At 40.8% G+C, this 13,980-nt stretch carries 12 protein-coding genes; 10 read left to right on the top strand and 2 right to left on the bottom strand.

Going from position 1 to position 13,980, the window contains the following annotated elements; translation table 11 throughout:
* Positions 1-96: 96 nt before the first annotated feature.
* The 8 genes from fabG to ABJD64_RS06335 all read left to right on the top strand — a co-directional run bounded on the left by fabG (position 97) and on the right by ABJD64_RS06335 (position 10,331).
* On the top strand, positions 97-840 hold the full coding sequence (gene fabG / locus ABJD64_RS06370; protein ID WP_348179787.1) for a 3-oxoacyl-ACP reductase FabG: 744 nt from the start codon (positions 97-99) through the stop codon (positions 838-840).
* Positions 841-849: 9 nt separating this feature from the next.
* Positions 850-1,836 carry a ketoacyl-ACP synthase III gene (locus ABJD64_RS06365; protein WP_348179786.1) on the top strand — a complete coding sequence of 329 codons (987 nt, stop codon included), beginning with the start codon at positions 850-852 and terminating at the stop codon, positions 1,834-1,836.
* 22 nt (positions 1,837-1,858) lie between these two features.
* Complete coding sequence (locus tag ABJD64_RS06360) at positions 1,859-3,379, top strand: sodium:solute symporter (RefSeq protein ID WP_348179785.1); 1,521 nt, start codon at positions 1,859-1,861, stop codon at positions 3,377-3,379.
* Positions 3,372-4,847, top strand: a complete 1,476-nt coding sequence (locus tag ABJD64_RS06355; RefSeq protein ID WP_348179784.1) for an AMP-binding protein — start codon at positions 3,372-3,374, stop codon at positions 4,845-4,847. The genes ABJD64_RS06360 and ABJD64_RS06355 overlap by 8 nt, the downstream gene beginning before the upstream one ends.
* A 3-nt stretch (positions 4,848-4,850) precedes the next feature.
* The gene (locus tag ABJD64_RS06350; RefSeq protein WP_348179783.1) at positions 4,851-5,801 is read left to right on the top strand and encodes an alpha/beta hydrolase; all 951 of its coding nucleotides are present in this window, start codon (positions 4,851-4,853) and stop codon (positions 5,799-5,801) included.
* A gap of 8 nt (positions 5,802-5,809) precedes the next feature.
* Entirely contained in the window at positions 5,810-7,240 is a 1,431-nt protein-coding gene (locus ABJD64_RS06345; protein WP_348179782.1) for a hypothetical protein, read from the top strand.
* 291 nt (positions 7,241-7,531) lie between these two features.
* Positions 7,532-9,964, top strand: a complete 2,433-nt coding sequence (locus ABJD64_RS06340; RefSeq protein WP_348179781.1) for a TonB-dependent receptor — start codon at positions 7,532-7,534, stop codon at positions 9,962-9,964.
* Positions 9,965-10,076: 112 nt separating this feature from the next.
* Complete coding sequence (locus ABJD64_RS06335; RefSeq protein ID WP_348179780.1) at positions 10,077-10,331, top strand: hypothetical protein; 255 nt, start codon at positions 10,077-10,079, stop codon at positions 10,329-10,331.
* 3 nt (positions 10,332-10,334) lie between these two features.
* Here the strand turns inward: ABJD64_RS06335 and ABJD64_RS06330 are convergent, their stop codons facing one another.
* Positions 10,335-11,408: a hypothetical protein gene (locus ABJD64_RS06330; RefSeq protein WP_348179779.1), complete on the bottom strand. Its 1,074-nt coding sequence runs from the start codon at positions 11,406-11,408 to the stop codon at positions 10,335-10,337.
* Between the two features lie 67 nt (positions 11,409-11,475).
* Complete coding sequence (locus tag ABJD64_RS06325; protein WP_348179778.1) at positions 11,476-12,039, bottom strand: HutD family protein; 564 nt, start codon at positions 12,037-12,039, stop codon at positions 11,476-11,478.
* 201 nt (positions 12,040-12,240) lie between these two features.
* Between ABJD64_RS06325 and ABJD64_RS06320 the strand changes: the two genes are divergently transcribed.
* Both ABJD64_RS06320 and ABJD64_RS06315 read left to right on the top strand, forming a co-directional pair.
* Positions 12,241-12,843 carry a hypothetical protein gene (locus tag ABJD64_RS06320; RefSeq protein WP_348179777.1) on the top strand — a complete coding sequence of 201 codons (603 nt, stop codon included), beginning with the start codon at positions 12,241-12,243 and terminating at the stop codon, positions 12,841-12,843.
* Positions 12,840-13,928 (top strand): serine hydrolase, encoded by a 1,089-nt coding sequence (locus ABJD64_RS06315; protein ID WP_348179776.1) that lies wholly within the window; start codon positions 12,840-12,842, stop codon positions 13,926-13,928. Before ABJD64_RS06320 ends, ABJD64_RS06315 begins: the two co-directional genes overlap by 4 nt.
* Positions 13,929-13,980 lie beyond the last annotated feature (52 nt).

Below are 13,980 nucleotides of genomic sequence, written 5' to 3'. Positions count from 1 at the left end.
AACGAGTAATCTCAGGATTCTTCATGCTTGAATATAAAATAATTTCCACTTCTGTATTTTTCTAACAAGTGAAACAAACAAGGTGAATTGAAACTTATGGAGAAACTTAAGGATCGCGTAGCGATCGTCACTGGTGGTTCGTCCGGAATTGGTAGAGCCGCCGTATTGAAATTGGCTGATGAAGGAGCAAAAATTGCGATTTGGGACATCAACGAAGAACAGGGAAATCAATTGGCCCATGAATTATCCGATAGGAGTATTCAGGCCATTTTTCAGAAAGTCAATACAGCAGATCCTGATGAAACTCAACACGCAGCAGCGGAGGTCATCAAGCAGTTGGGAAGGATTGATATCTTGATCAATAATGCAGGCATTACTCGCGACGCTACAATCAAAAAAATGACTTTTGAGCAATGGCAACAAGTCATCGATGTCAATCTCACCGGTGTCTTTAATTGTATCAAAGCCGCTTCTCCAAACATGATTGAAAACAACTATGGCCGAATCATCAACACCTCTTCAGTTGTAGGTCTTACAGGCAATTTTGGTCAAACCAACTATGCCGCGACCAAATCTGGAGTGATAGGCATGACTAAAACGTTGGCCCGGGAATTGGGCAAGCACCAAATCACAGTCAATGCTGTAGCACCCGGATTTATCGCCACGGATATGGTGAAAGCCATGCCTGGCAAAGTCATTGAGATGATGATCTCCAAGACCCCATTGGGTCGACTGGGCGAACCAGAAGACATCGCAAACGCCTATGTTTTTCTAGCGTCGGAGGATGCTGCATTTGTTACCGGAGCGGTTTTGAGCGTAGATGGAGCAGTAACCTTATAACCTAACAACATGAATAGAGCACAAATAACTGGAATGGGCATACATGTGCCCGCACGCCAAATACCAAACAGTTACTTCAATGAAACCCTCGGAGAAGATGTAGATACCTGGTTGAGAGAAAATGTAAATATTACCACAAGATATTGGTGCGCTGAGGAAGAATCCGTTGCAGATCTGTGCGAAGCAGCGGCAAAAAAGGCCCTAACCGATGCCAATGTTTCAGCGGCCGAAATCGATCTGTTGATCATCTCTACTGATACTCCCGAATATGTCTCTCCGTCCACAGCATCCGTGGTACAAGACCGACTTGGACTAAAAAATGCGGGTACTTTTGACTTGAACACGGCTTGTGCCGGTTTTGTAACAGCTATGGACGTGGCAGCCAAGTATATATCATCAGACGAAAGGTATCGTCATATTTTGGTGATTGGTGGATATGCCATGAGTAAATACTTAAATAAAAAAGACAAGAAAACAGTGACTCTATTTGCCGATGGAGCAGGAGCGGTAGTGATGTCTGCAGAACAAGGCCAGTCAGGTTGGCTGACAAGCGACCTACGAACCGAAGGACAATACAATGGCTGGATGGGTATCTATGCCGGTGCTACAAACCAACCCATAAGTGAAGAAGTATTAGTCAACCACGATCATCAATTGAAGTTTGTACATAAATTCCCGAAAGAACTTAATCCAAAAATGTGGACTGAAATGGCACAGGATATTTGCAAACGATTGGGCAAAAAACCTGACGATTTCGATCACTTTTTTATTACACAATTGAATTTCAACTCTATCAATGAAACCATGGACAATTTGGGTGTTTGCCGAGAGAAGGCCCATATGGTAATGGATAAATACGGATATACCGGGTCTGCCTGTATACCCATGGCCTTGGAAGATGCTAAAGCAAGTGGGAAACTCAAGAGAGGTGACTTATTGATGTTCATCGGCTCTGGTGGTGGGTTGGCTTTTGCGGCTGCTGCTGTTCAGTACTAATTTTAGGTTTAAAGATCAAACTATGGGTAACATTGCTTCAACTGAACAAATCACAGCCACTTGGATAGTGGTCATATTATATATGATCATTATCCTTTTCTTTGTCATCCGAGGAGCAATCAAAATAAAAAGCATTTCTGACTATGCCGTAGGGAATATAACGTTTTCGCCGATTGCTGTAGGTCTGGCTTTGGCAGCGTCCATGACAAGCGCTGCTACATTTATCATCAATCCCGGATTTATTGCTTTGTACGGTATCAGCGGAGTACTTTCCTTTGGAATCGTCATGCCCTTGGCCATTTTTGTATCTCTCGTACTGTTTACCAAAGGGTTCAGAACGTACGGTGCGAATGTCAATGCCCTTACCATGGCGCAATGGATGGGTAATAGGTATCGAAGCAAGTCATATGCACTTTTCTTCGCGTTTGTATCTCTGCTGTTAGTCACCTTCATTGTCTTGATATGCGTCGGGCTCACGCAGGTACTGGCCAATTCGCTCAATGCTGATCCCATTGTTGTCCTTGGGTGTATCGTTTTGTTCGTTTTTGGTTATATGATGTTCGGCGGGGCCAATTCTATGGTTTACACCAATTCCATCCAGGCCGTACTTATGTTTGTAGTCGCCATCATTTTGTTGTCCTCAGGAGGGCAATACTTCAACGAAGGAGTCTCAGGGTTTTTCGATAAACTCCAATCAATTGGACCAAACTTCGCCAACTGGACGAATCCGGATAGCCTGCTGTTCAGGGATTATTTTGAGATTGTGTTTTGTCAAATAGTAATTGGCATTGCCATCGTTTGTCAACCCCATATCATTACCAAGTCATTGCTACTGAAAAGTGATAAGGATGTCAATCGATACCTGACCGTTGGCGTATTGGTGCTCATCGTTTTTTTTCAGGTTGTGATCGTTGGGTTATTTGCGCGATTGTATTTCCCTGACCTTTCGGTAAACGGCAACTCAATCCCCATGGACAGCATTGTGTCCACCTATGTAGTGAGCAGGTTCCCGGTTTATGTCGGTATTTTGGTGATTTTAGGTTTGATCTCAGCAGGGCTTTCCACGCTCGAAGGACTCATCCAGTCGCTTAGCTCTTCCCTCACCGCAGATCTTTTTAATCCCCTTTTCGGAAAATTCTATTATGACGAAAATAAACGAGAAAGGCAGGAAATAATCGTGAACAAAATGATGATCGTTTTCCTTGCTCTGGTCAGTTTTGGATTGTCCCATCAGCAACTATTGTCACCAAATCTCAGCGTAGGAATATTTGCCCAAAATGGTGTTTATGCATACTTTTCTGCAGCGTTTGTGCCAGTTTTGTTTGGCATGTTTTTGAAAGATGTTCAACTGAAATCTGTATTTTCAGCATCGGTAATAGCCTTGGTGGTTCATTTTACAGCTTATTACGGTAGGTTTTTGCCCTATATGCGGGAGACTGTGAACAACCCCGCGATTGCAAGTACGATGGCTATCCTTTCATCCTTGGTAGTTGGGCTCGGAATACATTATTTGACCAAAGAAAAGATATCACAACATGTATAGAAAGGATTGGATCGCGAAATGGGCTGCCTATACACCTGAGAAGATAGCTGTTACCGAATGTGAAACCGGCCGATCAATTACCTATAGAAGACTCAACGAGCAGTCGAAATTTTTATCAAATAAACTCGTTCAGAAGGGCTTTATTAAGGGAGAACGCTTAATTGTGGTGGCAGAACACTGCCTGGAGTATGTAGCCTTGTTTTCCATGGCCCAAAAAACGGGAATAATCATTGTTCCTGTCAACTACCGCCTTTCTGCCTCCGAAATTGACTATTTGATTGCCGACTGTCGGCCAAAACAAATCATTGTTGAGCGAAAATTTGAGCATTTGGCCAAAGGCCTGAAAGAAGGCGTTGACATGGTGTGGATGGAAGATTTGGCCAGCGAGCTCACTTCTGTTCAGATGAGTGCATTTGAGTCACGTGACTTTGATGAAAGTCATCCACTATTTATTCTCTACACTTCAGGAACCACAGGTCGGCCAAAAGGGGCCATATACTCACATAAGATGCTACTTTGGAATAGCCTGAATACAACCCAAAGTTTGGAAATAGTTCCTCATGATCAGACCATAGTTTGTACGCCAGCTTTTCATACCGGGGGATGGAACGTGCTATTGACCCCGCTTCTTCATCGGGGAGCCAGTATAGGTATTCTCAAAAAGTTTGATCCGGACGTGCTGCTAAAAGCGATGGAGGAAAAGGGTACAAAATTACTGTTTGGCGTACCAACCATGCTTAAAATGATGGCAGATAGCAAGCTGTTCGATACCATTGATCTCAGCGAAATCCGCTATTTTATTGTAGGAGGAGAAGCACTGCCACTAAGTGTGATTCATACCTGGCATGATAAAGGGGTTAAAATCAGACAGGGATATGGGCTTACCGAGGTTGGCCCCAATTTGACCTCTTTGCATCAAAATCAGGCGGAGCAAAAAATAGGCTCTATAGGTCTCCCGAATTTCTATACTGAGTTGAAACTCCTGGCTCAGAATGGAGAAGAAGTAGCATCGAATGAAATAGGGGAAATCTGTCTTTCTGGGCCGCTAGTCACTCCTGGCTATTGGAACAATGATAAGGCCACTAAGGAAGCCATACTGCAAGGTTGGTTTCATACTGGAGACCTGGCGAAAATGGACGATGACGGCTATTTGTATATTGTAGATAGAATCAAATGTATGTTTATCTCAGGAGGAGAAAATGTTTATCCCGCTGAGGTCGAACGTGTGCTGAGACAAATGCCAGAAATTGATGAGGCCGCCGTGATTGGAGTTGCCAGCGAGCAATGGGGAGAAGTAGGTAAGGCATTCGTGACAGTAAGTAATGGGGCTATATTTTCATCCGATTCGATCATCGAGTATTGTACTAAGCACCTCGCAAAATTTAAGGTACCGAAAGATGTGGTCCTGCTGAACGAGATGCCTAAAAATGACAGCGGAAAAATTGATCGTAAGAAGCTAAACACATAAATCATGAGAATACTGGTAGCATGTCTACTTATATTGATTATTACAATGGTAGAAAACAGCAGTTTTGGACAAGAGACCCAATGGAAGGTCAGCGAGAGAATAGCTGACTACAACTATGAAGTCGGGTACTTGGATCTGGAAAACAATAAAGTGGCCTATGTAGACGAGGGAGAAGGGGATCAAACGTTGCTGTTTGTGCATGGTCTGGCAACCTATCTGCCGTCTTGGTATAAGAATATTGAAGTATTGAAATCCAAGTATAGATGCATCGCCATAGACTTGCCAGGTTACGGCAGATCGACCAAAGTCAATTTGCCTTCAGGAATGAACGCCTACGCAGACGTAGTACTGCAAGTGATTGAGAAACTAAAATTAGAAAACCCAGTTCTTGTTGGACATAGTATGGGAGGGCAGATAGCCATATCTGCTGTATTGAAGAAGCAGGAATTATTTAAAAAGCTGGTCCTGCTTGCACCTGCAGGTTTTGAAACCTTTACTCCCGAACAAGCCACCTGGCTCAAATCGGTATTTACCCTGGAATCAATAATGCTGGACACTGAGGCACAGATCAGAGCCAACTGGGCACTGAATTTTTATCAAATGCCTGATGACGTAGAATTTATGATTCAGGATAGACTGAGAATAATTGAAACAGAAGATTTTGAGAATTACACCCAATCTGTGGTAAATGGATTCAACGGTATGCTAGATGAACCAATATTTGATCAACTGAATTCTATCAGCCAAAAAACACTGGTAGTGTATGGGGAAAATGATGCATTGATTCCTAACAAGTATTTAAATCCGACGCAGACTACGCAAAAAATAGGAGAATCTGGAGCTGCACAAATAGCAAATGCCCAGTTAAAGATGATCCCTGAATGTGGTCATTTCATCTCATTTGACAAACCAAAAGAAATTAACGAAATTCTGGACGAGTTTCTATCCAACTAAACATTGTCTTGAAGGTAAAGCTTAAAAAATTTACGGCCTTTGCTTCTGATGTTTTGCCACATGAGGCAGATTATTTGATGAATATCCAGCAGTTCGATGACGAACAAAAGTTGAGTATTCTCTCTAAAATTAAGATCAATGCTCACAATCGTGGGAGCAAAGAACCTTTCAATACTTTTATCGACAAACGAAAGTACTCCGGTATGATTCGCTGGGTTCAGGACAAGCTAGATGCCATTGATGTGGACAAGTATTTTGAGTGGATCAACGAAATGGATAGAAAGGTAATTACCGATGCCATTACGCCACAAGAAGAGAAGCTTTTGCTCAGGCGAATCAAAAACTATGAGCACCCCATTCACAACTTTATGAAGTTTTTTGAAATGGTAGTTAATTTTCGCCATTTCCTGTTGATCAGACTAAGGTACGATGCCTATGAGATGGTCAATCGCTTCATTCAGCAATATCAAGATGCATACGATCAGTCCAAGGAAGTCAATAAAAAGCTTCATGAAGCGACTATAAGTGTTATTGACCAATTTAATCATAAAGTAGAGGATACCGGTGAGTGGGAGCAATGGATGCTCTCCTTATTCAACAATGACAAACTGGATGGCTTCAATAGATACATGGCAGTCATTCGTTTAACCTTTCTTTATTTTAATAGTCGCGAGTTTGACAAACTGAAAGAAGTGTATGACCACCTGGATAAGCTGCTCGTTCAAGGAAAATTCTATACCCGCAGAATACTGTACAACTACTACGCCAATCGACTGATGCTGCATTCAAAGTTTGACGTCCTCCAGCAGGCAGAAGAGTATGGGTATCTATCCATCCGGCAGAAGAATTCCGATCACGTCCAATACCTGAGCAACTTCAGCTCAATTCTAATTCGCCAGGGCAAGATAGAGGAGGCTCTCAATCTTTTGAAAGAGTCATTTTCGGAAATTCGAAACATCGATAATTTTTACCACAAAATTGGATTTGTATCCTTCTATATCAAATGCCTCAATCTCAATAATCAACCCGAACGCGGAGAGTTGATCGCAGATTCTTTCTTGAGAATCCATAAAAATGATATTCTGACGCAACGTTGGTATTCCTTTTTTACTGGTTATGTGCAGGGTTTAATCCGTCAGAAGAAATACGATAAAGTCTTACAGGTATTCAAACGATACGAACTGCTCCGGAAGGATCAGCAAGATCGCACAAAGGATATCTACTTGCCTACAATCAAGTGGTATTATGAAATAGCCCAACTCAAAACAGGCAAAATCAATGCAGAGACCATGTTGGATTCTATTGTCAGTCTATCAAGAGAACACTTTACGGACCCTCACAAATCCTTCATTCTTAATCAAGTCTTAACGGAATTAGAAAATTACATCCCCCGTACCGTTACACTAGCTAAGTCCGAACTGCACGGACAAACCAAGTAAATTCGAATTCATAAAAAGGCATGATAGACCAGCTAACTTTGTTAGCTCTGTTTTACTATTGTTGTTAAAACGGTAGGTAATTGGCAGAAATGTGGTTTAGTAAGTCGCACCCTTTATTATATTGGTTAAATATTTGAATATCATATAGTTACCAATTTTTAGTATCTAATTATTGATTAAAGTCAATGTTTTTGTATTGTGCCGATGTCCCAAAACAGGTGATGGCATTCTCTAAGTTTAAAGAATTAGCTGAGAGAATAGGCTGATAATGATACACTAAAAAACAAAACTATGAATAGAACATTTACGATTATGCTCGTTGGTCTTTTCTTCGTTTGCTTTCAATCGGTAGGACAACATTCGATTACAGGTCGAATTATGGATGCGGGTTCGGACGAACCTTTGATAGGAGCCAACGTGAGACTGACGTCGACAAACCAAGGAACCATTACTGCGGCGGATGGGACTTTTACCATAAAAAGTGTCGCCGACGGAAATTACGAGTTGCTCATTTCTTATGTAGGTTACAAAGATCAAAAGTTAGATATAAGCATCGATGGTAGCAATAAGGATATTGGTGCCATCAGTTTAAAGGAGTCCTTGTTCCTAAGCGATCAGGTGGTGATATCAGGTACCCGAATGGCCGAAAAATTGACAGAGTCTCCAGCCACCATTGGGGTTATTACCGCCAAGCAAATCGAACAGCTACCATCATTTAATCCGGGAGAATTACTTGCCAGAGTAAAAGGGGTAGACTATGTAAGATCTGGAGTGGTTGGCACAGGTGTCAATATTCGAGGATTCAATAGCAACTTCAATTCTAAGAACCTCCAAGTGGCTGATGGTCGTTTGGCCTCGTTGATTGCTACAGGTTTACCGCTTGGACCTTTAAATACTCAGATCAAGGAAGATATCGAGCGTGTAGAGGTCATTCTTGGTCCAAATTCTGCACTCTATGGACCTAATGCCCACAATGGATTGGTGCATATCATATCGAAAGACCCAAGGACCTCAGAGGGAACAACGATAGCTACAGGTATTGGAAATCAAAACGTTTTTTCAATACGGGCAAGGCATGCGCAGGTAGTCAACGATAAGTTCAGTTTCAAGCTTACTGCAGAACGAAGCCAGGGAGAAGAATTTAGTTACGCTGATTCCGTCTATATCGATAGAGATGCTGATGGGGTCAAAGAAGGTTACGAAGAATTTGAGCTAGACAATGACTTTAGCTTCAACAAAGTTGAAGGAGCTTTATATTTTAGCCCGACAGCCGGCTCCGATCTCATTTTATCTTCAGGTTACTCGAATAGCACTTACCTCGCACCTACCAATGTGGGAAGAAACCAGATCAAAGATTGGAATATCTTTTATACCCATCTTCGTTTTACCTCTGAGAACTGGTTTGCTCAGCTGTACTATACCTCAAGTAAGACCGATAGTACTTACGCCATTGATGAGAGAACCAAACAATACTATAGAGGCATCGATTCTGGTATGACTCCAGCGGAGGCTGGCGGTGCGAATTCCTATGCAAGTGGAGCAGTATTTCAGGATGATTCCAAGCGAATCAACGGTGAAGTGCAGTACAACAAAGCCTTTGGAGACCTTGAAATGGTGACTGGTATACAGTATCAGCAAGATATGGCGAATAGTAACAATTCCTATTTGCTAGATGATATTGATGATTTAAATATTTATCAAATGGGCTGGTATGGTCAGGTTCAGTATAAGTTGGCCAGTGGCTGGAAAGCTGTGGCTGCTTTCAGAGCAGATAATCATGAAATATATGATTTCAACTTTGTACCAAAACTAGGAATAGTTAAAACAGTCGGAAACGGTGCTGTGAGATTGACTTACGGGCAGGGAATTGCTGCTCCCACCATACTCAATATGTATGGAGACCTCTTCAGCGGTTTGATTTTAGGAAATGCGGAAGGTTTTACGTTGGCAGATGGAACTAAAATTGAGAAGCAAAAGGTAGAAAAAATACAAACTTTCGAAATCGGTTATAAGGGTCAGTTGTTACCGAATAGGTTATTTTTAGATGCCAACGCCTACTACAATATATCGACTGACTTCTTGAGTCCGGTCACAGTGGTAGGTGTCACTACAGCAAGAGGAGATACACCAATCGATCAAGTGCAATCTGGTTATGGTGCATTTGGGGGGCTAGTAGCTACATACATCAATTTTGGGAAAGTAAATACCTACGGTGCTGATTTTGGAGTCAACTACTATTTTAATGACAATATCAGTCTGGACCTTAATTACTCTTATTTCAATTATTCTGTTGATGAGAATGATATGGAAAATGACTTCAATAAAGATGGAGAGGTCAATGATCTAGACATTTTAGTCAATGCACCAAAGAATAAATTAAGCCTAGGATTGAATTATGCATCGGATAAATGGTTTGGAACCATTTTCATGCGATGGGTAGAGGCGTATAATTACTATTCTAGTTTTCAGATTGCTTCAGAAACGAAGCCAGGGTGGACCTACAGAGGAACGCCAATAGTAGAGAATGCCAGAAGCACCGATGCCTGGAATTATGGACCGCTTGGAGGTTTTGTCAATGTGGATATTGGGCTTGGGTACAATATCACCGACTATCTCACATTGTCTGGACAAGTGACTAATCTGTTTGATTCAGAGGTCAGAGAATTTACTGCCTCACCATTTATTGGGAGGTTATATAGCGCCGAAGTGAAATTTAAATTTTAGGTAAAGGTTAATTATGGATAAGGAAAAGCTTGCCGAAAGGCAAGCTTTTTTGTTTTTGGGAACTACCATTTAGGATTGTTATATTTGAATAAGTGTTTAATCAGCTAGTTCAATGAAAGACCCTGTCAAAAGCAAAAACAAATTCCGATTAGTTCCTGACTGGAACATGCCACTAGGAGCCAAAAAGAAGGAAGGTGATCTAATTAGAATTCACCCTCACACACTCATTAGGTTCACTCAAAAAAAATGGGGAATTAGCAAGGCTTGTAGCGTAGCACTATTACTTATTAAGACCAAATACGATAAAAAATTCAATAAACTTCACGAACGAGTGCCTAATATGCTTGATGTGTCTCAGCAGCAGTAGCTACTATTCGTGATCAAAACTCTCCAAATTATTTCTGAAGTGCATGAGGAGTGTGACGGACTGATCGTTTTGTATATTTTCAAAGTTTACCTTCAAGGCGAGCTCATTGATGCCGGTAATCTCTGAAATTTCCTTAAACCTTTCCGAGTGTCCATCTAAAGCATCAAGGTAGTCCAAAACATTTCTTACACCCACCTTCTGTAGCTCTTCTGTTTGATTTTGAAATTCAATAAGCAGTTTAGCCTGAGCCATCCAATCGAGGAGAGTTCTTACCGCAAAGGGTGTTTTGATGATCAACATAAAAAAATTGAATTGAGCCAGGTTCTGGACATTGTCAATACCAATCTCATTCAATCTAATCTTGTGCATCTCACTAATACCCTCAATCTTGCCTAATGAATAATTAACATTCTGATCATCCATCTTTGAGGAGAAGATCGAGATCTTCTCCATCAATAACCGTAGTCCTGAATCGGGAAAAACCCCTGTCAAGAATGCCAGTACAAGGATAATGTTGGAATCTACCACAGTAGTTCCTGAAAACACAAACATGAGCATCAGCGAGATTAGCGTAGCAAACACGATTCTAAGACTGACAGAAAAAAAACTTCCAGGAGTAAGGTCAATAGTAGAGAACCTACGATATACGTATTGAGCGGCGCTGACATACCCTCCCATAATGGCGAAGGCTATTACAGCCAAGCTGCGTTTTTCTGTTTGCAATTCTGTCGTCTCAGTCCAAAACTCTGATCCCGAAAATAATACGCTGGAATACCCACCCTTTAGGCCATAGATAGCCCAGGATAGAAAAAGCATGAACATGCCCAAAAACGTAAGCGCCGTCAAAAAAGACAGAGGCAGTAAGTAGTCACCGGGAGCAAACTCTTTGGAAATACGATCTTGCAGGCTCTCCTTGTCAATATTACCAGTCAGCTTTAGTCTTTCAATAAGCATGGTGAGCTCCTCTTTCTTTTTGATCAGGCGATATTTGAAAAAAGAATAAGTGAGAATAGGAAAATAGCCACTTAATACAATTGTGGCGCAAATTTCAAGTGCACGGCCGATATGATTTTCCAAAATTGTAAGGGTTGGTTACTCAATGATATGAGGAAATCAACGAAAATGCAATGAAGGTAGAAATGGATTAAATCAAACTTACTAAAATTCGGATAATCACTGAATCAGCTATAGCCTCAAATTGGCATAGACCTTCTTTAGGAACAATTAGAATATCCCCGGAAGTCATTACTCCGCAGTTTGTATCCAAATCTCCTTGAAATAGAAAGAAACAAGAAAAATCCTGACTGTTAATTTCATTGAAACATTCGGATTGCCCAAGATTCAGCACTTCGTGCTGGCAGTGCGTCGAGTTGCCCATCATGATGTTAAAATTCAAAACCCTGCCCATACTTGTGGTTTTCCAATCACCCCAAAAACTATCTGAGTCAAAAGGACCTAAATCTATCACATGATGATTTTCGTGCTCTAATTTTAGATGGCCCTTCAAGACTATTAGCGTTCTCCTTATACCATTCAAAGGAGTGAAAACTGATTTCTTGACATTTACTGTAGCCGTACTTAACCTAAAATCGAAGTTTAATTTACTGTACTCAGCTGCTTCAGGAAAAATAAATAATTCGGTAGTTTCTCCGCCGCTCCATGAAGTAGATGGTTGAGCATTATTTTTAATAATGAAGGGCTTACTCATTTGAAAATTTAAGTTGGCAACAAATATAGGACTGAAATCAATATGACTGGATAGTTGTTATATATGGGCCACAAGGTCGAATGACGGTAGGAGACACAGATCATAATAAAGCAGGACCATACAGTGATTCCACTTGATTTACTTTATATTTCTGTAGGCAATTATCATATGCCAGTTGTTCTAGTCATATAAAACTTATCAATGAAGGTTAATTTACTCGGTCTTATCGTCGTGCTCAGTTTAGGGTTGGCTAGTGAGGCTACTGGGCAATCAGATTCTACCCAGCTAAGTCAAAAGCAACAAATGAAGCTACGAGGTTATATTGGAGGAGTTTATGAACGCTCATCCGTTTCCCCGGTACATACCAATAGTTTTGGACTGCAGGCTGCCATTTTAATCAAAAACCATTTTCAATTCGGTTTTTACGGAAAAAACCATACATATCATAATTACCGAGAACAGCTTATTTTCCCTAATTTCTTCCAGATGAACTATAAACATGCTGGACTTCTAATAGGTTACCGTACACATTTGGAAAAGAAGTATGAATTCAATTTAGAATCTAAATTTGGAATGGGGGAGGTGAAATGGAACGAATTGGAGACAGGCAACCCTTATTTAGCTGACAAATTTAGAATATTTCACCTGCAAATGAGTGTAGACTACCTTCTAACAAAATTCCTTGCTGTAAATGGATTTGCAGGCTATCGTTGGATAGGTGACCTGGACATTACGGGATTAAGCAATGCTGATTTTGAAGGGCTCTATTATGGAATTGTTGTAAAACTCGGAATATTTAAATGATGAAAACAACTTGCAAAATATTGGCCATACTTTTATTCAACACAAGCTGTTTTTATAATGACAGTATCCCTCCGGATCAAAATGTCTGGCCTGTAGCTAACCCAGGAGACCTGAACATGAATACCGAAGTTTTGATGGCTATGGACTCCGCTGTAAATATTCATCCAAATGAAGGAATTACCTCCATTGTGGTAGTTAAGGAGGGGAGCCTTGTATTTGAAAACTACTATTTTGGTAATGACCGAAGTACTCTGTTTGATCTAAGTGGAGTGAGTAGCAGTCTTTCCAACCTAGCACTTGGTAGAGCCATTGATATGGGCTTGATTACATCAGTTGATGATTCTTTATACAAATATCTCCCGGCCTTTGCCCAGGAGTTTGAAGACTTTCCATTAAAAAAGAACATTACATTTGAGCACCTTATGACCATGAAAAGCGGATTGAGTTGGAACGAATTTTCAACGGCATTTGATGGTCAGGAAAATGATATTGATAGAATCATTCAAAGTGATGATTGGGTTGAATATCTGATTACCAAACCCATCGATGTACTGCCGGGTAGAAGATTTTCACATAATAGTGCTGTACCGGTGTTGATAGCAGCGGCTATCGAGAATCAATACAATGATGGCTATCAAAGTTTTTTAATGAAAGAAGTATTCGGAACTCTGGAAGTAAATAATTTTGATATTGCCAACTTTAGGGGCAATATAAACTCTGCTTGGGGTATCTCGATGAGTACCCTAGACTTAGCCAAGGTAGGTTATCTGTATTTAAAAAGAGGCGATTGGTTTGGACGACAGGTTATAAATGAAAATTACATGACCAGTTCAGTTGATGTTCAAGCCAATATTGATTATTACAATAGTTTTGGCTGGATGTGGTGGAGATATTCTGATAATAGCAATTTTCTATCGCTTTCAGAAAACGACGTATTTTTTGCTGCTGGTATTGGGAATCAACGATTATATGTGGTTCCACATTTGGAATTGGTAGTTGCAATCACTGGTGAAAATGAACAATTCGACTTTACGCTTACCGCTCCATTCGTACTCAAAGATTACATCCTTGAATCAATTCAATAGATAAACTTACCGCTGGAAATTTCGTAATTCTACTACATTTGCTACTAATACC

Origin of the sequence: Reichenbachiella sp., from assembly GCF_039944555.1 — a bacterium.
In the GTDB taxonomy this organism is placed as follows: Bacteria; Bacteroidota; Bacteroidia; order Cytophagales; family Cyclobacteriaceae; genus Reichenbachiella.
Note: the sequence above shows the minus strand (reverse complement) of the source record. Positions and strands in the feature narration are given on the sequence as shown.

Bases quoted from the DNA above. Each gene is read 5' to 3' on its own strand.
- ABJD64_RS06340 (WP_348179781.1), top strand. From the start codon at position 7,532: ATGAATAGAACATTTACGATTATGCTCGTTGGTCTTTTCTTCGTTTGC.
- ABJD64_RS06355 (WP_348179784.1), top strand. From the start codon at position 3,372: ATGTATAGAAAGGATTGGATCGCGAAATGGGCTGCCTATACACCTGAG.
- ABJD64_RS06315 (WP_348179776.1), top strand. From the start codon at position 12,840: ATGATGAAAACAACTTGCAAAATATTGGCCATACTTTTATTCAACACA.
- ABJD64_RS06325 (WP_348179778.1), bottom strand. From the start codon at position 12,039: ATGAGTAAGCCCTTCATTATTAAAAATAATGCTCAACCATCTACTTCA.
- fabG (WP_348179787.1), top strand. From the start codon at position 97: ATGGAGAAACTTAAGGATCGCGTAGCGATCGTCACTGGTGGTTCGTCC.
- ABJD64_RS06320 (WP_348179777.1), top strand. From the start codon at position 12,241: ATGAAGGTTAATTTACTCGGTCTTATCGTCGTGCTCAGTTTAGGGTTG.
- ABJD64_RS06365 (WP_348179786.1), top strand. From the start codon at position 850: ATGAATAGAGCACAAATAACTGGAATGGGCATACATGTGCCCGCACGC.
- ABJD64_RS06350 (WP_348179783.1), top strand. From the start codon at position 4,851: ATGAGAATACTGGTAGCATGTCTACTTATATTGATTATTACAATGGTA.
- ABJD64_RS06335 (WP_348179780.1), top strand. From the start codon at position 10,077: ATGAAAGACCCTGTCAAAAGCAAAAACAAATTCCGATTAGTTCCTGAC.
- ABJD64_RS06360 (WP_348179785.1), top strand. From the start codon at position 1,859: ATGGGTAACATTGCTTCAACTGAACAAATCACAGCCACTTGGATAGTG.